Raw genomic sequence first — 20,687 nt, forward strand, 5'->3', positions numbered from 1 at the left:
TTTATTGGCAAATTACATTTGCTCTTTGATACGGTATATAGTTTGCCGTGATAAGCCTGTTTCTTTTGATATGGTTGTAACGCTTTCACCAACTTGAAGTCGGTCTTTTATCACTTTTTCCTGTTCAGCAGAATAGGTACGTTTCCGACCGCCTTTGACCGATTGTTCTGTATGTTTGCCGGAACGAACGGCGGCAGCTTTGCCCTCATCCATTCTAGATTGAATCATAGAGCGCTCCATTTCAGCAAATACTGCAAGTAAATGAGTCATGGCTGTGGCGATAGGATCATTTGCCCTGCTGGTGTCTATACCTTGTTCAAGAGCTTTAATGCAGACACCTTTTACTTTCATGCGATCTAAGAAGGACACCACTTGCCCAACGCTTCTTCCTAAGCGGTCTAACTTAGTAACAACAACGGTATCCCCTTCACGTACATAGTCTTCAAGCTTCAATAGTGCTTCTGCATTTGAGTCTGCCTTACCCGAGTGCTTACCATCAAAAATTTTGGTACACCCTGCCTCGGTTAGTTTGTGCAGTTGATCTGCTAAATCTTGTCCCTGAGTTGATACTCTTGCGAATCCAACTAATGCGCCAGTTAATGAAGTCATGATTGCACCCTGTCCGATACTGTTAAGTTACGGACTTATGGTACACAAGATGTACGAAACTGTAAATACATAATTTCGGACACAGTCCGGTTTTTCGTAACAGTTACGGACATTTAGTCTATTGGTTTTTTTTTGATTGACAAATCCAACGGGCCAATTAGAAGTAACCGTAAGTTTCTAGGTACCGATATATGTGCGCAAGATTAGGAGAGTTAGCTCAGATATAATCCAACAAACAACGTTAGATTGAGGTGCTGGGGTTAAAACCTGAGCCAGTACAACTGTGAAGCTTTGCTTAGAGAGGCGGGTAGTTCACCGGGTCTATTGCCGTTTTCCATTTATCCTCGAGAGACCTTATGTCTATATCTCCGCTCTCTACTTTCGCCTTTACTAAGGATAAAACAGACTTTTTAGAAAAACGCTTAATATTGGTGTCATTGGATACTTGTTGAACTAAGTACTCACCGATATCACCCAACTTTTTGTAGTTTATATTTACAATATCGCAGTGCCTATCGTTAACTGCACCATAAGGCGTCTTTCCTTCAGAGTCTTTGACTTCTAGTCCCCTTTTTTCTAGCTCGTGCTTATCAAACCAGAGGACATCGATTACGTCTGGTCTTTGTGTAGTGGCCGCAAGTGCCGTTACCAACTCCTCAACATAGCTATCATTAAAGTCTATCGTAGGGCTTTTCCAGAGGGATAAAGTATTTTGCGAAGTGCGAATACATCCGGTTATAGAGTCCGCCGAGTAGTCACTAGGACTTAGTGGTATATTGTCCGTCCACTTTTTCTTTGAGACCTTTCTTAACAAATTATCCATCTAAAGCCTCAAGACTAGCTAATACTTCTTGTCGATAGAGCTCTAGCCAATTCGCTTCAAAAGGTCGGATCCCTTCTAGCATCTTAAGATGCCCCTTTTGCTCCCATGACTCTATAGCTCGTATAGCCGCATCGTTTATTGATTCATTATTCAAAGCCAGAGCTGCAAAAAGCAAGCAATCAGCTTCTTTTTCAATAAGTGAATACTCCACCGTTGAGGCTGCACATACAAAATTATAAAAATAGTTATATGATGCTTGCTTAGCTAAAGTTAGCCATGACTCCTGAAAGCTTTCCTTAAAAATACCAGGCTTCGTATATATCAGCGAATCAAACAATCGGTGAATCTGCCCTTCTTCACCATCTTCAAAATCTTCTAGTTGAATTAGCCTAATCATCTCTTTGCTGTAAAAGCTAACCTCTTCTTTGAACTGCAACTCCAGCTCAATCTGAGGTCTATCTCTTGAGATCGCACTTCTAAATAGAGAGCTATAATTCTTAAATTGAATCCCCGAAGTAAACGGTTGTTTAAACTCTGCTTTAGGTACAGCATTTTGATTTGAGACTACTACGTTAAATGGCATTAGGCTCCCTCCTTCTATGAGCGTGCATTCTCCAATAGCACATTTGCTTGACGCGATAGTTCTGCTAAAACAGGTTGCGCAGTTGAGAAATCAAACCTAAAGTTAGTTTCTTGAAAAACCGTATTACAGTCTACTTCGTAGACTATAGAGTCAAAGAATTCAGATGTCACTTGTGCTTCACAACGGCGAACAGTGGTAATTTTGTTGATATTTTCATCATTTGAAATCACATCTTTATATGCTCTTCGTGCATCCCATTCAAAAGGGCCATTTTCATCAGAGAATATCTGTTTATACTTACCTGCATATTCTTCTTCGGATCCTTTCCATATTTCCGTTGACAGAATTGAAAGTCGGTTAGATAGTTTGCTCTGAAGCATCGGGTGAAGCTTTTCCAGCACCTCATTCACTTTAGTTAAGAACTTATCTAACTCCAAGTCTTTACCTATGAACACCACCTCACTTTGAGGGAACTGAACCTGAAAACTCTCAGTAGTGCTAACCATGATAATGAATTTATTTTGCTGGCCTGTCTTTGCGTTAAACTCGGTACCTGTATTTGGAATTAACCCTAACGGACCTAGTACTGTAAGAAGCTTTCCTATTAGCTCCGGAGAAGCTGACATATCGTTATTGTTACAAAAGTAGTGAGCTTGCTGCTGAATGGTTAGGCGTTGCATGGTAGAGCCCTTCATTGACGTTGATATACGTTTTAGTAAATGATTATAGCTACAAATGGTACTATGTATACCTTTGTTTTCACAAAAAATTGCAATTAATGAACAAAGAAAGTTACCCCTCCCAAACATAGCCTGAGACCTACATTAATACTGTTTGCAAAAGGCAACTTAAGTGTCTTCAACACAGCTATAGTCCTAAACAAAGGGCACTCGCATCACGAAGCACCATTCCTGCAGCCTTCCCGATTTCAGTTCCTTTCGGAAATTCATGTTTAATATAATGTTCCGTTTTTGCTAAGGGCATACCGATCGAAGCATATGACAGAACATCACCACCGCGGGAGCAAATAATCCTTTCATCCCCATCAATAAATGAGATATAGGTCGTCAGAATCTCAGAGTTCCTATTGCGACCTATAAGAATTGCTTCTACCGACTTTTGTAACAAATCCCTAACTTGTTGCCGGGCTTCATGGTCGCCTTCGTCTAGTGCTCTAGCGGTAACTTCCTCCCACTCATTTTCGAGGTCTTCAAGGGGAATGCTCTTTCTAGTAGCAAGGCGGGATTGCTCTGCATCATTAAGTGCCATTTGCTTTTGCTGTTCAGCTCTAAGCTCTTTAATCCTTTCCGTAATTTCGTATATATCGTCATCGTCGGCAATTTCTAGAGACAGAACCAATTTTCGTATTTTCTTTGTTAACTCCTCAACCTTCGACAGCCCTGCCAAGTACTCTGTACTGTCAACTTCAGGGGCGCGCCATAGCTTGTCCTTACATAAGTCTAGTAGCGGCTTCTCAATCCACTTTGCCTGCGTACTCCAGCCTGTGCATACATTGTCTCCCTTGCGAGAACCATAGATACAATATATACGGCGATACCCTTTCTGTGTTTTAAGAGTCCCCAATGGATGTGGGTGCTCGTCCTCACAGTTCAAGCAATACGACATCCGCATCCCAGTAAGGAGGCTGACATATGGATCCTTTGTACCCTTTTTAGGTGTCCTTTGCCTTCGAGCTTCTTTGATTGCCAGATATTCATCCTTAGTGATTACTGCAGGATAATAGTTATCTAGAATAAACTCTGTCGGCTTAAGCTTGTTCCTTTGCTTATCCTCACGGCCATCAACATAAATATTGAACCTCTTCTGGCCGAACAGTGCCCCTGTTTTATGAATTTTTTGGATATTGGAATGTGACCACGGGCTACTATCGACGTTCTTGTTTCTTCGCTTAGGAGGCTCATGTGTGGCATTCAACCAGTCGACAATTCGGTTTGTTCCCTGCCCTTCTTGGATGCGCTTACAGATCTCTTGCGCGATAGGAAACAAGCGCTTGTGCGGTCTAACAAAGCCGCTAGATTCATCCACCCACCATACACTCCTACCTGAAACTTTAATGGCTTTCCGATACCCATTTTCATCCTTTTCATCGGTATCGTTTTTAAAGTCTTCGATTTGCTTGACCGTCGCTTTCGTAGTCATTCTCGATTTATTGTCTGATTCAAACCATGCTCGCTGAAACACAAGTGCAGACGTTATTGAGTCCATCAGCTCATTTTCAGAATCACTTCCAAATAAACGGTCATCAAACTCACTGAAGATTCGTATGCCTAAATCGACCAACGTCCCGTATATACGTTCACCCGCTCGGACTCCCTGCCTAGTGATTCTGTCAAGACTTCGAATAGCCAGTATTGAGCCCTTAGCTACCTTTCCTGCCTTAACATCATCAATGAAAAGCCCCAACTCTCCATTTTCTACGTTCTTTCCTCGGAACGATGACACGCCAAGGTCGTCATAAAATCGATCAGAAACCTCCATCTGATATTTTTCAGAAAGACTTTTGAGAAGTTGTTCATCGTTCTGGATCTCCATACCAGAGCCGTCTTCTTGTTTTAAAGTCGATACTCGTCTGTAGCTGTAGATCATTGGGGTAGTCATTAGAATCACCATGTTTTGGGTTAACTAAGTGTCTAATATTAATGAAATATTCAGGTACATACAAACTAACTTTTGGCGGGCCGAATGCGCTAATTTCCACCTCAGCATCTGCAAGCGGTCTATACAGAGTGATCCGCGATGCTTCTCTGGATGATTCTGGTAAGTTTTTGAACTTTGAAGGTGAAGAGCTACCCTGGTAACTCTCCACTTTGGTAGCGCTATTAATAACTAAAAATACTAGCAGCTAGCGATCAATTAGCTCGCTTTAGGTTTACTGCGGCGCTTTCCTGTTGAGCTACCTGCGGCGCGGCGCTTTTTGTACTTTTTGAAAGCTGGCTTTTCCACTTTCGGTAGGTTACGCAGCGAGTCTGGAATCGGGCCAGTTTTCACTTGCCCCATCAACTGATCCAGCTTTACATTCAAATCCGACATAAAAGGCCCATACGACTGGGTCTTTTCCGTCATACCTTGTAGCTGAAACTCCCAATGCGCTGTCATATCTGGATAGGTTGATTCATCAGGCAGCGCATGGATAAGACCTCGACCTGCGGGTGTCGACATCACAGACTTGCCCTGACGGCTTAGTAGCTGGCGTTTAAATAGCGTATCTAGAATGCCTGCGCGAGTCGCTTCTGTGCCGATACCATCGGTATCACGCAAGATCTTTTTCAGTGATTTATCTTCAACGAAACGGCTGATGCCGGTCATCGCTTGCAGCAAAGTGGCTTCAGTAAAGTGGCGCGGTGGCTCGGTTTTCTTCTCACCAATTTGCCCCTCACGACACGTGAGAACGGTGCCGACCTCAAGCGGTGGAACGGCATCCACACCTTCTTCTTGATCATTAGCGCTATTACCTAGCAATACTCGCCACCCAGGCGCTTGCAGACGCTTGCCCTTTGCGACGAACTGACCACCCTGAATATCGAACTCCAACATGGCTTCGGCATACACGGCGGCCGGATAAAACTGCATCACATACTGTCGTGCAATTAAGCCATAGACTTTCTCTTCAAATCCAGAGAGCACCATGCTGGTCTTTTTAGGTGTTGGAATAATCGCGTGGTGGGCATCGACTTTACTGTCATTCCACGCTTTAGACTTGCGACTGCTGTCTGCACCATCGACGGCGGCAGAATACTCTTGGCTGTTGTTTTTAATTGCCGCCAGCACGTCATTCGCTTGGTAGAAGTGATCTTTGGGCAAATAGCGGTTGTCTGAACGCGGATAAGTAATCAGCTTGTGCTTCTCATACAACGCCTGACACACATCCAGCACCTGTTGCGCACTCATGTTGTAGCGTTTTGCGGCATCAATTTGCAGCGCCGACAGAGAATAAGGCAGTGGCGCGTTTTGTTTGGTCGACTTGTGCTCGGACTTAACGACTTTGGCCGGCTGCCCTTGAATACGCTGCGCGACATTCTCAACCAGTTTGCGATTAAGAACGCGTCCTTCTTCATCTTGCCATGGTTTGCAGGCTTCGCTCGGTCGCCATTTGGCGCGAATATCGAATGCGGGGCCGTTGTCTTGGTATGGGATCAAGGCATGCAACGTAAAATAGTCACGGGGAACAAAGTTCTCAATCTCTTCATCACGGCGAACGACCAATCCCAATACTGGCGTTTGTACTCGTCCAACTGACAGTACGCCTTGATAACCGGCCTTTTGACCAAGCAAGGTGTACGCTCGCGACATGTTCATGCCATAGAGCCAATCGGCACGTGAACGCGCCAATGCAGAGACTGACAAAGGCACAAACTCGCGGTTCATACGCATATTACTGAGCGCTTTTTTCACCGCAGGTAAGTTAAGGTCGCTGATCAGCAAGCGCTGGGCAGTCTCCTTCTTAGATTTAGGGACTTTGCAGTAATCGATGACTTCATCCACCAGCAGTTGCCCTTCTCTATCTGGGTCACCAGCGTTGACGATTTGCGTTGCGGTTTTAAGTAACTTCTTAACGGCAGTAAGCTGCTTAGAGGCACTTTTTCTCGGCCTTAACTGCCACTGGTCAGGCACAATCGGAAGATCGGCGAGATTCCATTTTTTGTAGCGTTCGTCATAAGCATCTGGCTCTACTTGCTCTAGCAAGTGACCAATACACCAAGTGACGACATCGCCGTTACCACATTGAATAAACCCATCCCCTTTTTTCTGGGGGTTAGGTAAGGCGGCGGCAATCGCTCTGCCAAGACTGGGTTTTTCTGCAATGAAGAGACGCGTCATAAAAATGAAATGAGTCGAAAAAATAAAGGTAAGCTTAACTAAGCTTACCTTTGCGAATCAAGAAAAAACTGTATAAATAGCCAGTTAATCACTATCTGTTATAAAAAGCGGCTGCTACAACAAGCCGTTGCTATAAAAAGTGAACATACTTCCCGAGCTCGCGTTCTGGCACTTTCATTGGTGTACAACCGGGGGTTCCCACGTAGAGAAAGCCTACAATCTGATCATCACCTTCAAGCTCAAAAGCCTGACGGACATTGTCATCAAACATCCATTTTCCTGAGCGCCAAAACGCTTGAAAACCTTGTGCTACCGCGGCCATTTGCATCGCTTGTACCGCGCAGCCTGCTGACAAGTGCTGCTCAAAAGCAGGCACTTTTTCATGCGGCGTTACCTTAGCGATAACCGTGATCACCAATGGGGCGCGAAACGGCGCTTTCTGTGCTTTTTCGATAACAGCGGGTTCACTGCCTGCAAGAGTGGCAGCGTTAGCAAGTATATCGGCGAGTTTCTGGCGACCCTCTCCTTGCGCGAGAACAAACCTCCAAGGCGTCAATCCAGCATGATCGGGGGCTCGTAGTCCCGCTTTAATGATGTTTTCTAGTGCAACCCCTTCTGGTGCGGGGTCGGAAAGTTTGGCTATTGAGCGTCGGTTGAGCAACAGGTCTAAAGCATCCATAACACATACCTCTTATTATCGTTTCGCTATAATAACAAAACGCTAACCTTTACGCACCAACAATGAGAACCGATCTCATTTAGTGGCTCTGGATTGACGTGCCCGTTGTGGAACGACTAGCACGTCAGTCCGGTTTTTCGGTTTAGACTCTACCTAAATCTCAGTGTATATATTCGACCCTATAGCTTGGCGGCCAACTCAACACCTTGTCGAATCGCTCGTACGGCATCAAGTTCACCCGCATAGTCCGCACCGCCAATCACATGCAGCTTGTCGCCAAACTCTGGCCATTGGTCTTCAAACGGCTTCACCGATTCTTGACCGGCACAAATCACCACTTTGTCTGCTGGGATGAGTTTTGATTCGCCCTTCACCGTGATGTGGAGACCTTCAGCATCAATTTTGTCATAAGTGACGCCGCCAAGTAGATGAACACCGCGCTTCTCAAGCGTCTTTTTGTGGATCCAACCCGTAGTTTTACCTGGGCCTTTGCCAACGCGACCTTCTTTACGCTGCATTACCCAGACATTGGTGTCCGTCGTCGAATCAGGGAACGGATACAAGCCACCGGGATGGTCGATGTTTTTATCAATGCCCCAATCGTGCAGCCAATCATCGAGTGTTTGCCCGTGCGGCTCAGTAATCATGCTTGCGATATCAATTCCGATGCCGCCGGCGCCCATGATAGCAACGTTCTCACCGAGGTAAGTCTTGTCACGAATCACCGTTTGGTAATCGATGACTTTATCTGCATTGTCGATGCCTTCTAGTTTCGGCATACGTGGCTTAACACCTGTTGCCATCACAACTTCATCGTATTCTTTTAGTAAATCAGCCGTCGCTTCGGTTTCGAGATGCAGCTTAACGCCAGTCTGAGCAATACGGTTGGCGAAATAGCGGATCGTTTCTCTAAATTCTTCTTTACCGGGGATCTGCATAGCAAGTCGGAACTGACCACCAATACGATCGTTCTTCTCAAACAAATCAACCGAGTGCCCTTTCTCTGCCAGCATAGTGGCACAAGCCAGTCCGGCTGGTCCTGCGCCAACCACGGCGATATTTTTGCTGTTCACCGTCTTCTTGATGATCAAATCCGTTTCATAACACGCCTGCGGATTCACCAGACATGTCGCACGCTTGCCTTTGAATGCGTTATCCAGACACGCTTGGTTACAGCCGATACAAGTGTTGATGAAGTGAGCTTCACCCTGCTCAGCTTTGGCAACAAAGTTAGGATCCGCCAAGAAAGGTCGCGCCATAGAGACCATATCGGCATGCCCAGATGAAAGAATGCGCTCCGCCTCATCCGGGGTATTAATTCTGTTCGTCGTGATGACCGGAATAGAAAGATGTGGGCGAATCTTCTCGGTTACCCAAGTAAATGCGCCGCGTGGCACTTGCGTTGCGATAGTGGGTACTTTTGCTTCGTGCCAGCCAATACCGGTATTGATAATGGTCACGCCGGCTTCCTCTAGCGCTTTACCTAACTGAATCACTTCTTCAAAGGTGCTGCCCTGCTCAACCAAATCCAGCATTGAAAGACGGAAGATAATGATGAAGTCTTCTCCGACAGCCGCGCGAACCGCTTTGACAATTTCTAACGGTAAACGAATGCGATTGTCATAACTGCCCCCCCACTCATCGTATCGTACATTGGTACGCTTACAGATGAATTGGTTAATGAAGTAACCTTCAGAGCCCATGATTTCAACGCCATCATAACCTGCTTCACGCGCCAAAGAAGCACTGTTGGCGTAGGCGTCGATGGTTTTCCAAATCTGACGACTGCTCATCTCACTCGGTGCAAATGGCGTGATCGGTGATTTGATTTTGGAAGCACTTTGAGAGAATGGATGATAGCCATATCGTCCTGCGTGAAGAATTTGCAGTGCGATTTTACCGCCATGTTTATGAACTGCCTCTGTGACCACTTTGTGTGCCTTCGCATGCTTTGGCTTACTAAACTCTGCAGCAAATGGGGCGAGGCGACCACGAAGGTTAGGCGCGAAACCGCCTGTTACTATTAACCCAACTCCACCTTTTGCACGCTCCTCGTAGAACGCAGCAAGCTTATGTAAACCTTCTTTATGTTCTTCAAGACCAGTGTGCATTGATCCCATCAGCACTCGGTTTCTAAGTTGAGTAAATCCTAAATCCAGTGGCTTAAGTAAATTCGGGTACATGGCAGATCCATTTATTGTTGTTGTGGTCTGACCAGAATATTATGGAAAGGTTAAAAAATCAAACTAGTGTTTACATTCTTACAACATAAACAGAAAAACTTTCTGATTCTTTGAACTTCATCTAGTATGGTAAGTCTCTAATTTATATTCAGTTAACCCCAAGCTGATAGAAGTCAGCGTCACATACGTACAATTACACAATCGATACTGCGAATTGTTAACCTCAGCGCTACACTAGTAATTGATGTTAAAGGACATAAACACTCACATTTGTGATGTGGAGAGATGATGAAAAAAGTATTTCGTTTTATAGGTATGATTTTCAAAGGCATTTGGAAGCTGATTAACTTCACTCGCCTCGCCATTGTGAATCTGTTTTTCTTTGCGGTGCTCGCCACACTGTACTTTGCGCTTACTCAAAGCGATGCGCCACCAGCGGTCGAGAAAAAAGCCACAGCACTGGTGATGAACCTGTCTGGTCCTATTGTTGAACAAAGCACCTACGTTAATCCAATGGACTCGTTCACTGGATCTTTGTTTGGCCAAGAGCTGCCAAAAGAGAACGTTGTCTTTGATATTGTCGACACCATCCGCCATGCCTCTCAAGATGACAAAGTCACAGGACTGGTACTCTCGCTGCGAGAAATGCCGGAAACCAGCCTAACCAAACTTCGTTACATCGCTAAAGCCATCAATGAGTTCAAGGCAACGGGCAAACCGGTTTATGCTTATGGCGCGTTTTACAATCAAAGCCAGTACTACCTAGCGAGCTACGCCGACAAGGTCTACCTTGCCCCTGATGGCGCGGTGTTGATCCGTGGCTACAGTGCCTACTCAATGTACTTCAAAACTTTGCTTGAAAAACTCGATGTCACTACACACGTATTCCGCGTGGGTACCTACAAATCTGCGGTCGAGCCATTCCTTCGTGACGACATGTCTGAAGACGCAAAAGCTAACGCGACTCGCTGGGTAACTCAGCTGTGGGGCGCGTATGTCGATGATGTGGCAACAAACCGCGAAATCGAGCCAAGCGTGCTCACACCAAGCATGGATGATTTCTTGGCATCGCTGAAAAACGTTGATGGCGACCTTGCTGCTCTATCCAAAGAGCTAGGGCTAGTTGACGAGCTAGTGACCAAACCACAAGTTAACGAAGCCATGATTGAAGCCTTTGGCAGCGATGGCGATGGTGGCTTTAATGCCGTTAGCTATTACGAGTATCTAGCGAGCGTACCATTTGATTTGCCAATAGAGCCTGACAACCAAATTGCCGTTGTTGTTGCAAGTGGTTCAATCATGGATGGCGAACAGCCACGAGGCACTATTGGTGGTGACACCATTGCATCGTTGCTTAAACAAGCTCGCGAAGATGACAGCGTAAAATCGGTTGTGCTGCGTGTAGATAGCCCGGGCGGTAGCGCTTTCGCTTCTGAAGTGATTCGCAATGAAGTTCAAGCACTCAAAGATGCGGGCAAACCTGTTGTGGTATCGATGTCGAGCGTTGCTGCATCTGGCGGCTATTGGATCTCAATGAGCGCGAATGAAATCATGGCTCAGCCAACAACCATCACCGGCTCAATTGGTATCTTTAGCGTCATCACTACATTTGAAAAAGGGCTCAACAACATTGGCGTCAATACGGATGGCGTTGGCACTTCACCGTTCTCAGGTGTTGGCGTAACGCGTGGCATCAACGAAGGTGCGTCAGCCGCATTCCAGATGGGTATTGAGCACGGTTATAAACGCTTTATCACTCTAGTGTCTGATAACCGTAACATGAGCCAAACAGAAGTAGACAACGTGGCTCAAGGCCGCGTATGGACAGGCCAAGATGCGCTAGACCACGGTCTTGTTGACCGAATTGGTGACTTTGATGATGCTATCGCTCGCGCCGCAGAGCTGGCTAACTTAGAAACGTACGATGTGTACTGGGTAGAAGAGCCACTGAGTCCTGCACAGCAGTTTATACAGGATTTGATGAAGCAAGTGAAAGTCAGCCTAGGGCTTGATATTTCAGCTTGGGTTCCACAAAGCCTATTGCCTGTTGCAACAGAGCTTCAGCAGCATGCAAGCCTCATGGAAAGCTTTAACGATCCAAAAGGCCACTACGTGCTCTGTTTGACCTGTAATGTGCAATAGCGGATAGCTCTGCAAAACCTGACTTTAGAGCCACCAATCGGTGGCTCTTTTGTTTGATTTGGTTATAATCGCCCCACCTGTTCCCAGTTTCAAAGTAATGTCTGTCATGACGCGTAAACACATCTATATCGCCTATACTGGCGGCACCATCGGCATGCAAAAGTCCGATCATGGTTACATTCCCGTCGCGGGCTTTATGGAAAAGCAACTGGCGAGCATGCCAGAATTCCATCGCCCAGAGATGCCAGAGTTCACTATTCATGAATACGAGCCGCTCATCGACTCTTCAGACATGACGCCTGCCGACTGGCAACAGATCGCCGACGACATTCGTGACAACTACGATAAATACGATGGTTTTGTGATCCTCCACGGCACAGATACGATGGCGTACACCGCTTCGGCATTGTCATTCATGCTGGAAAATCTTGGCAAACCTGTGATTGTCACTGGCTCGCAGATCCCACTGGCAGAATTGCGCTCAGATGGTCAAGCAAACCTACTGAATGCGCTTCACATCGCAGCCAACTACCCAATCAACGAAGTGACGCTGTTTTTCAACAATCAGCTGATGCGCGGTAACCGCAGCACCAAGTCACACGCGGATGGCTTTAATGCCTTTACCTCACCGAACCTACAACCTCTGCTAGAAGCGGGTATCAATATCCAGCTGAGCAGCGGTGTGGAAATCAATCAGCAGCCGGAAGGTAACTTCAAGGTACATGACATCACGCCACAGCCTATTGGCGTTATCACTATGTACCCGGGTATTTCACACGAAGTGATCCGCAATACCTTGCTGCAACCTGTTAATGCAATGATTTTGCTGACGTTTGGAGTGGGCAATGCACCGCAAAATCCAGAGCTTTTGGCGCACCTGAAAGAAGCGTCAGAGCGTGGCGTATTAGTAGTCAACTTAACTCAGTGTTTGGCGGGTAAAGTGAACATGGGCGGTTATGCGACTGGCTGTGCGCTGGCTGATGCAGGTGTTATTAGTGGTTATGATATGACACCAGAAGCGGCGCTCGCCAAGCTGCACTATCTGCTTAGTCAGAACCTCAGCTATGAGCAGGTTAAGGCGCAAATGCTGGAAGTACTGCGCGGTGAAATGAGCAAGTAGCCCCTCTTTCATCAAGTGCACCCTAACTTCTTTATAGCCGCAGTGAAATATCACTGCGGCTTTTCTATACACTTCAATCTATAATCTCACCATTACTAAAAGCCGGCCGACTGGTGATCTTTTAGCCAAATAGACACGCAAGTCTCGCATAGCACGTGCATTCTTCATTTTTTTCTATATACTCCCGCGCCGTTTGTCAGGTGAAAGCCTGAACACAACCAATACAAGCCGTCACCACGGATCTGTGAATGACCCCAAGGAATCGGACCAGCTTATTTCACAGCTTGTAAAGGTTACTCAATGACAACTTTATTCAATTCCTACCACGCTATGTGGTTTCCGCGTCCATCACTGGCGGCTTCTTGGTATCACTTTGGCACTTCTACCATTCAACTGTTTGGAGGTGCTGCTCAATGATCGCTATCCTCTCTAGCTTACTTGGCATCGTTTCGCTTATTGCTATCGCGTACCTATTCTCTGAAAAACGTTCCGCAATTAATTGGAACACCGTACTTCGCGCCCTACTTTTGCAATCACTGGTCGCCGCGTTTGTTCTCGCCTTCCCACTTGGCAAAGACATCCTTGGCGCCATGAGCAGCGGCGTAGCAACGATTCTTAGCTTCTCTGACCGTGGTATTCAGTTCTTATTTGGCGACTTAGCCACAAACGGCTTCGTATTCGCCATTCGCGTACTACCAATCATTGTGGTCATCAGTGCGCTGATTGCGGCTCTCTATCACCTTGGCATCATGCAACTGGCGATTCGCATTATTGGTGGCGGCCTGCAAAAGTTCCTTGGTACCAGCAAAGCTGAATCATTAGTTGCGACGGGCAACATTTTCTTATCGCAAAGTGAATCACCACTGCTTATTCGCCCATTTTTAGGCACGATGACACGCTCAGAGCTATTTGCCGTAATGGCCGGCGGTATGGCATCGGTCGCAGGAAGCGTGCTTGGCGGTTACGCAGGGCTTGGCGTTGAACTTAAGTACCTCATCGCCGCAAGCTTCATGGCCGCGCCAGGCTCGTTGATGATGGCTAAGCTGCTTGTACCAGAGCAGCAAACACCGTCTGACTATAGCGATATCGAACTCGATGACAGCAAACAAAGCAACATCATTGACGCGCTCGCTGCTGGTGCAATGAACGGCATGAGAGTCGCCGTTGCCGTTGGTACGATGCTTGTTGCTTTCATCAGTGTGATTGCAATGCTAAACGCCGCTATTGAATCTATCACTGGCTGGTTTGGTGGCGAAGGTATGACGTTGGAGCTACTGTTTGGATTCGTATTTGCGCCTGTTGCATGGCTAATTGGCGTGGACTCTAGTGAAGTACTAACAGCAGGTTCATTTATCGGTCAGAAAGTGATTTTGAATGAGTTTGTTGCGTTCATCGATTTTGTGGAAGCAAAAGCCATGCTGTCTGACAAAACTCAGGTCATCATCACTTTTGCTCTTTGTGGCTTTGCCAACATCGCCTCTATCGCGATTCAAATTGGCGCGATCGCGTCCATGGCACCAGAACGCCGCTCTGATGTGGCAAGCCTTGGCATTAAAGCCGTTCTAGCCGGAACACTCGCTAACCTAATGAGTGCTTGCCTTGCTGGTCTGTTCTTTGTGTTGTAAAGCTTAGCTAACGTACAACCAGGGGAGCTGATACCTCAGGCTCAAATAAGGTGTCAGTTCCCCGCTTGGTATTGCGTAATGTGCAAACGTTATGCAAACTTCGCCAATACGCTATCCGACGCGTCCTCAATCAAATCCAACACCAGTTCAAACCCTTGGTCACCGCCATAATAAGGGTCAGGTATCTCAGTGTGACTCGATGAACCATGGCTAAGAAAAAGCGACAGCTTGTACTGCAAATGCGCCGGGCAACGCTGTTTAAGATCAGCCAAATTATCTTTATCCGCCGCCAAAATCATATCAAACGCTTCAAAGTCATCATCCGTGACCTGCCGAGCTCGAATACCAGCAAACGAGTAGCCCCTCGCCTCTCCCGCTTTTCTAGACCTCGGGTCTGGTGTGTTTCCTTGGTGATAACCAATCGTACCCGCAGAGTCTATCGTCACCGATACGCCGCTTTGCTCAGCGCGCGCACGAAGCACGGCTTCTCCAGTGGGCGAGCGGCAAATGTTGCCCATGCATACAACTAGAATCGATGGTTTCTTTTTATTATTCATAGAGTTAACACCTAATTTCGGCCAATTTTCACGTCAAAGATACAAAAAATTTTAGTCGATAAATCAGGTGCTTGTGAATAGTTTTGGAGGAATTTTGCCCTCAAAACTACCACTTCGTATCAAAGTAAAAGTTATCCCCGTAAACTCAATTTCAAATAACCAATTGAAAAATAGATATATTATAACTTTCGATGCGTTCAAAGGGGCTTTGTTGCGTAATTCGATGGAACTAAATCAGGAAGTTACGATCTGATCGGCTACATCAGTTAATCATCGTAGCCTTATGCCGAAACCTCATTACAAAACAACTAACTGGAAACAGTACAACAAAGCCCTAATCAACCGTGGTTCACTCACTTTCTGGATTGATGAAGAAGCAATACGCGAGTGGAAGCAAAGCAAACAGAGTAAGCGCGGCAGGCCTCGTCGATTCAGCGATCTAGCCATTACTACCGCATTGATGGTAAAACGTGTTTTCTCTATGCCATTGAGAGCGCTGCAAGGCTTTCTAGACTCTGTATTTAAGCTGGCTAACATACCGCTTGTTTGTCCACATTACACCTGTATAAGCCGTCGAGCTAAGGAAGTTGAGGTTTCATTTAAAACTAAAACCAGAGGTGCGATACAGCATCTGGCCATCGATGCTACTGGTCTCAAGGTTTATGGCGAAGGTGAATGGAAGGTCAAAAAGCATGGTACTGACGGGAAGCGTAGAGTCTGGAGAAAACTGCATTTAGCAGTTGACACAAGCACTCACGAGATAGTAGCAGCTGAGCTTATCTAATGTCACTGATGCAGAAGTCCTTCCTAATTTGCTCAAGCAAACACGTCGACGAATCGTCGAGATATCTGGAGATGGTGCTTACGACACAATGAGTTGCCATGATGCTATACGGATTAAGCGAGCTGTTCCGCTTATCCCACCAAGAGAAGGGGCTGCCTTCTGGGAACAAGGACATCCTCGCAATTTAGCCGTGGATTGCCAAAAACTCTACGGCTCCAACAAGAAGTGGAAAAAGCGGTATGGTTATCATAAGCGTTCGCTCTCTGAAACAGCCATGTATCGTGTGAAGCAGTTGCTAGGTGGAAGGTTAAGACTAAGAAACTACAATGCTCAGGTTGGTGAAACCTACGCCATGATTAAAGCGCTGAACAAGCTGACAGGGCTTGGTATGCCTGAAACTCAGTATGTTGTTTAATAATCACTCAATTTCAGGCGGTTAAGTTTTCTGTCCGAATTACGCAACAAGGCCCCATCGACTTCGAATTCATTCGAAGCGAAGTGGCACATCTCTACTGCAAAGACAGCGGTCGACCGCCCGTAGACCCTGTTCATATATTCAAAATCATTCTGCTTGCCTACCTATTCGGCATCAAAAGTGAGCGCCAATTGGTCAAAGAAATTGAAGTGAATGTCGCTTATCGTTGGTTCTTGCGCATGTCACTAACAGAGAAAGTCATCCATGCGTCGACACTCAGCCAAAACCGTATTCGCCGCTTTAATCGTACAGATGTGTTTGAACGTATCTTTATCAATATCGTAGAGCAAGCTATGCCGAAAGGTTTGGTCGCAGGCCAAGAGCTATTTACCGATAGCACGCACCTAAAGGCGAACGCCAATAAGAATAAGCATACGAACAAAGTGACGGAAGTTCGCGCCAGTGCCTATCTTGAGATGCTCGATGAAGATGTCGCGCTAGACCGAGAAAAACAGAATAAGCCCCCTTTAAAAGCACAAGTCTCTAAGCCTAAAACTAAGAATACTAAAACTAGCACAACCGACCCAGTAAGTAGCTTTATGACTCGAGACAATAAGCCTCTAGGCTTCTTCTATCTCGACCATCGTACTGTGGATGGAAAGCATGGCATTATTTTAGATACTCATGTCACGGCAGGTAATATCAATGACTCTCAGCCTTATGTGAAACGCCTAGATTATACCCTAGAGCAATTTAACCTTATCCCAATAGCAGCGGGACTTGATGCGGGCTACTTCACCGCGCCAGTCGCAGAGTCATTAGAGCGTCGAGACATCTTAGGCATATTCGGTTATCGCAGACCATCCAGAATAAAGAATACGTTCAAGAGAAAGCACTTTATCTATAGTAAAGAGCGAGACACTTACCGCTGTCCTAATGGGCAAGAGCTCATCTACAAAACGACGTCTAGAGAGGCTTATCGGGAGTATCACTCCGACCCGAAGAAGTGTGCGTTCTGCCAATGCGAGATGACTGTACGCAGAGTAAAAACATGAAGAAAGTTGTCACAAGACATATCTATACGGACGCAATGGATAGAGCAAATCAAATGCGGCTCTCAACCTATGGAAAGAAAACGTATAGGCGAAGAAGTGAAACGGTAGAAAGAAGCTTCGCTGATGCCAAGCAGCACCATGGTCACCGTTATGCCCGCTTCCGCGGACTCACCAAAGTGCAAATGCAGTGTTAGTTGGCTGCCGCAGCGCAAAATATCAAGAAGATAGCCTTGGTGGTGAATTATCTTCGAAAAATAGGGCTAAATATGCCCCAAATACGTCAAATTATTTTTTATAGAGACCAATGTTAGAGTTGGTTACTTCCAGACTTCACCAATTAAAAAATATCGCGATCGCGGCCTACGGCCGCGCATAAAAGAGAACCTCACTTAAAAAAAGTGAGGTTCGTCAGCAATCCAAGGCCTGATAAATATCAGACCCTTTTTCGTATTATCTATTATGCTAAATTTTACTTATAGCTTAAGCCATGACCCAGTGGGTATAACGTATCATTTTCTTTGTATTCCGGATCATCGGAGTCTTGTCTAACAATCGCTTCAGCGCTGTTAGCCAAAGCAAATGGCAGTTTACCCTGCGGGTTAAACTTACCACTGATAACATCCATCACAGCACGGTCATCAGAACCAAAGGTTGCGAGAATAGCACCAGCGTTTTTTAGGCCACTTGCGTTATCAAGTACATATGGTTGACGGAAGTAAACTGAAAGTACGGTATTCTCTGCACCAACTTCTGTCATGACTCGTTTAATATCATCAAGCGAAGGACTAACTACCCAAGAGTTAGACTCAGCCATACCAGTGAAATCAAGCACTGATAACTCATCAAAATCGGCACCACCAAACACCAAAGCACGATTTATTGAAGGGTCGCTACCTATAACAGCCGGAACATTGTCAACACGTACACGAATAAGTGCATGATCATTGCCGGTCGCATCAGCAATTTTGTTACCGTCATCATCATCACCAATCGTTACATCAAAACCGTACTCCTCAGCAATCTCTCCGTCCATCCCCATAGTGAACAAACTCGAGTTTGTACGAAGTGGTAAGGTTTTATCTTGGTTATCAAGCAGTACAACCGCTTTTCGTTGAGCTAGCTGCGCTTTTTCTTGGAACTCAGCGCTACCTACGATTTCATTTGCTTTATCAGCATCAACATAGGCATTTTCAAACAGCCCCAAGTCGAACTGGACTTTCAGCAGGCGTTTAACTGATTCATCAATACGTGATTCTGGCACCAAACCTCGCTCAACCACTTCACGGATCTCATCGTTCTGGTTAAAGCCCGAGAACACGTCAGTACCCGCTTCGATAGCAATGACAAATTGCTCAGTCTTATCTTTACCTTGAAGGCCCCATGCACGATTACTGTGCATCATCTGGTAATCAGTGTGGTCTCCATTCTTATCATTGATAATACCCGTGTCAGAGTTGATGACTCCTCTATAACCTAACTTCTGGCGAAGTAAGTCATCCAAAATGCCTTTAGAGAAGGCAACACCGACATTACCAGCAGGCTCCCCCACTTCTGTTGAATAATCATTATTAGCCACCCGTACCGTATCATGATCCCTTTCATCTAAAAGATCGATTAAGTATTGGCCATCTCCTACATAATGATCAGTCTCATCCGGTTGTAACATCGACCAATCACCACCACCAACAATTCCGTAATACGGCATAATTGCAGCGACACCAGCATCGATAGCCGTTATAAATGGTTTGAGGTGATATTCGAATTTATCAGCTGGATAACTTTGATGTTGGCCTGCCATGTAGTGGGGATCAGCACCTAGAAATTGTGGGCCACCGCCAGGGAAATGCTTCATTGTCAATACAATACTCTCGTTATCAACCTCTTCACCTTGCAAGGTCTCAACCAAAGTTTGAATAATATCGGAAGTCAAATCAGCATCAGAACTGAATGTTTCATGAACACGATACCAACGAGGCTCGGTCGCCAAGTCAGCCATATATCCATACATACCACGCAAGCCAATAGCATTCCATTCAGAGCGCATGACTTTACCGAATTCGGCAATTAGACTCATATCACCAATTGCCGCTAACCCGCCTTCTTTTGGCCAGCCAGTAAATGCGCCTGAATCAACGTTGATACCTGCTTTTGCATTAGGGTCAATATGGTTGCGTGCGTTTGACTTAAATAGTGCAGGGATACCCAAACGAGTGCGCTCAGTCAACTCCTGCACAGTATTCATATATTGAGCAGCTTCCCTAGGGCTAATTACATAATTGGGACCTCCTGGCCCACCAGCTGCACCTCCATCTTGACGCTCTTCATCAGACAGACCATCGATTTCTTCTTGCGTCAGTATATTGTTTCTGAAAATAAAGCGGTTCATCTTTTGACGGTTAACGAAATCTTGATGTTTTGTCCCAATATAGCCGTACGCTTCAGCGTTCAATGTATCAATCAACATCATGCCGACTTTTTCTTCCAGAGTCATTCGGCTGACCAAATCAGCAGCACGTTCTTCAGAAGTTAATCGCCAATTTTCATAAGGCGCTAACTCGCCATCTCCATTCGCATCCCGGAATTGGTAACCATCTATTTCAAGGATGTCATGAACTCGAGATTGGACGATTGGTTGTACAACTTTGTCTTTATCATCTGAGTCACTTGATGATGAATTACAACCTGCAAGAATGAGCGCCACAGCTACAGGCGCTAGGGTAAACAGTTTTTTTCTCATGGTTCGCCTTTTAATTTATTGTCATTGGAAACATAGTCATATTACTCCACACTGAAACTTTGGTTAACCAATAAGTTTAATCAACTCGATCTAGATCAACCAATTCTTTATTTGGTGAACCAATATCACACTACGTTAGATATGATGGAATAAATCAAAATTTTTACTACCAGTGCACAGGATCGGCTAAACAAAGCTGTTACTGCAGAAACAACATTTCGAATGTAATATCAAAAATAAAAGGAAAGTCTGTAATAGAAACAAGGAGGGTTTGTAATTGCTATCAAGCCAGCACAATCTGAAGTGGCTTTGCTGTATAATTAGGACAGGAAAACAAACCACCTGCAATTGAGCTATTCCTAAACAACGTACTGAGTTTCAGGAACACCAAGCCCTGTAAGCTTGCTCAGCGCTTTAATCATGGCGGAGGCAAAGCTTAAGAAACTCATAAGCTGTATCGTTATTACGTTTATGGAAGAACTAAAAGTCTAGTGCCCCGCTTTGCTTGTTGATTGCAAAAGAGCCAGCATAAAACA

Annotated in this window: 14 protein-coding genes and 2 pseudogenes; 6 read left to right on the forward strand and 10 right to left on the reverse strand. The window is 45.6% G+C overall.

The features are described from left to right. Nucleotides 1-12: 12 nt before the first annotated feature. The 5 genes from ACJB0T_RS19430 to ACJB0T_RS19450 all read right to left on the reverse strand — a co-directional run bounded on the left by ACJB0T_RS19430 (nucleotide 13) and on the right by ACJB0T_RS19450 (nucleotide 4,634). Nucleotides 13-609 carry a recombinase family protein gene (locus tag ACJB0T_RS19430; RefSeq protein ID WP_479289140.1) on the reverse strand — a complete coding sequence of 199 codons (597 nt, stop codon included), beginning with the start codon at nucleotides 607-609 and terminating at the stop codon, nucleotides 13-15. A gap of 295 nt (nucleotides 610-904) precedes the next feature. Beyond that, nucleotides 905-1,432, reverse strand: a complete 528-nt coding sequence (locus tag ACJB0T_RS19435; RefSeq protein ID WP_479289138.1) for a hypothetical protein — start codon at nucleotides 1,430-1,432, stop codon at nucleotides 905-907. After that, nucleotides 1,425-2,015: a hypothetical protein gene (locus ACJB0T_RS19440; protein WP_479289136.1), complete on the reverse strand. Its 591-nt coding sequence runs from the start codon at nucleotides 2,013-2,015 to the stop codon at nucleotides 1,425-1,427. Before ACJB0T_RS19440 ends, ACJB0T_RS19435 begins: the two co-directional genes overlap by 8 nt. A 14-nt stretch (nucleotides 2,016-2,029) precedes the next feature. Beyond that, a complete protein-coding gene (locus ACJB0T_RS19445) occupies nucleotides 2,030-2,695 on the reverse strand; it encodes a hypothetical protein (protein WP_479289134.1) in 666 nt (221 codons plus the stop codon). A 187-nt stretch (nucleotides 2,696-2,882) separates the two neighbouring features. Continuing rightward, entirely contained in the window at nucleotides 2,883-4,634 is a 1,752-nt protein-coding gene (locus ACJB0T_RS19450) for a recombinase family protein (RefSeq protein WP_479289131.1), read from the reverse strand. Nucleotides 4,635-4,675: 41 nt separating this feature from the next. On the opposite strand from ACJB0T_RS19450, the gene ACJB0T_RS19455 reads away from it, so the two are divergent. Continuing rightward, entirely contained in the window at nucleotides 4,676-4,834 is a 159-nt protein-coding gene (locus ACJB0T_RS19455; protein WP_479289130.1) for a hypothetical protein, read from the forward strand. A 55-nt stretch (nucleotides 4,835-4,889) separates the two neighbouring features. On the opposite strand, the gene ACJB0T_RS19460 is transcribed toward ACJB0T_RS19455, so the two are convergent. From ACJB0T_RS19460 to ACJB0T_RS19470, 3 genes are all read right to left on the reverse strand, one after another. Beyond that, the gene (locus tag ACJB0T_RS19460) at nucleotides 4,890-6,854 is read right to left on the reverse strand and encodes a DNA topoisomerase III (RefSeq protein WP_479289128.1); all 1,965 of its coding nucleotides are present in this window, start codon (nucleotides 6,852-6,854) and stop codon (nucleotides 4,890-4,892) included. Nucleotides 6,855-6,984: 130 nt separating this feature from the next. Then, on the reverse strand, nucleotides 6,985-7,533 hold the full coding sequence (locus ACJB0T_RS19465; protein WP_479289126.1) for an NAD(P)H nitroreductase: 549 nt from the start codon (nucleotides 7,531-7,533) through the stop codon (nucleotides 6,985-6,987). Between the two features lie 179 nt (nucleotides 7,534-7,712). Then, nucleotides 7,713-9,716 (reverse strand): 2,4-dienoyl-CoA reductase FMN-binding domain-containing protein, encoded by a 2,004-nt coding sequence (locus ACJB0T_RS19470; RefSeq protein ID WP_479289123.1) that lies wholly within the window; start codon nucleotides 9,714-9,716, stop codon nucleotides 7,713-7,715. A 288-nt stretch (nucleotides 9,717-10,004) separates the two neighbouring features. Between ACJB0T_RS19470 and sppA the strand changes: the two genes are divergently transcribed. From sppA to ACJB0T_RS19485, 3 genes are all read left to right on the forward strand, one after another. Next, entirely contained in the window at nucleotides 10,005-11,858 is a 1,854-nt protein-coding gene (sppA, locus tag ACJB0T_RS19475) for a signal peptide peptidase SppA (protein WP_479289121.1), read from the forward strand. A 106-nt stretch (nucleotides 11,859-11,964) separates the two neighbouring features. Continuing rightward, nucleotides 11,965-12,978, forward strand: a complete 1,014-nt coding sequence (ansA, locus tag ACJB0T_RS19480) for an asparaginase (RefSeq protein WP_479289119.1) — start codon at nucleotides 11,965-11,967, stop codon at nucleotides 12,976-12,978. A 416-nt stretch (nucleotides 12,979-13,394) separates the two neighbouring features. Then, nucleotides 13,395-14,603, forward strand: coding sequence for a NupC/NupG family nucleoside CNT transporter (locus ACJB0T_RS19485; protein ID WP_479292206.1), 1,209 nt, complete (start codon nucleotides 13,395-13,397; stop codon nucleotides 14,601-14,603). Between the two features lie 89 nt (nucleotides 14,604-14,692). Here ACJB0T_RS19485 and ACJB0T_RS19490 read toward each other — a convergent pair whose 3' ends face one another. Further along, complete coding sequence (locus tag ACJB0T_RS19490; RefSeq protein WP_479289117.1) at nucleotides 14,693-15,160, reverse strand: low molecular weight protein-tyrosine-phosphatase; 468 nt, start codon at nucleotides 15,158-15,160, stop codon at nucleotides 14,693-14,695. Nucleotides 15,161-15,443: 283 nt separating this feature from the next. Here ACJB0T_RS19490 and ACJB0T_RS19495 point away from each other — a divergent pair. Both ACJB0T_RS19495 and ACJB0T_RS19500 read left to right on the forward strand, forming a co-directional pair. Beyond that, nucleotides 15,444-16,359: pseudogene (locus ACJB0T_RS19495) on the forward strand (IS5 family transposase). 56 nt (nucleotides 16,360-16,415) lie between these two features. Then, nucleotides 16,416-17,790: pseudogene (locus tag ACJB0T_RS19500) on the forward strand (IS1182 family transposase); the annotation flags it as partial. A gap of 93 nt (nucleotides 17,791-17,883) precedes the next feature. On the opposite strand, the gene ACJB0T_RS19505 reads toward ACJB0T_RS19500, so the two are convergent. Continuing rightward, nucleotides 17,884-20,151 (reverse strand): glycoside hydrolase family 3 protein, encoded by a 2,268-nt coding sequence (locus ACJB0T_RS19505; protein ID WP_418641635.1) that lies wholly within the window; start codon nucleotides 20,149-20,151, stop codon nucleotides 17,884-17,886. Between the last annotated feature and the right edge of the window lie 536 nt (nucleotides 20,152-20,687).

The sequence above is a fragment of the Vibrio sp. CB1-5 genome, from assembly GCF_059412285.1.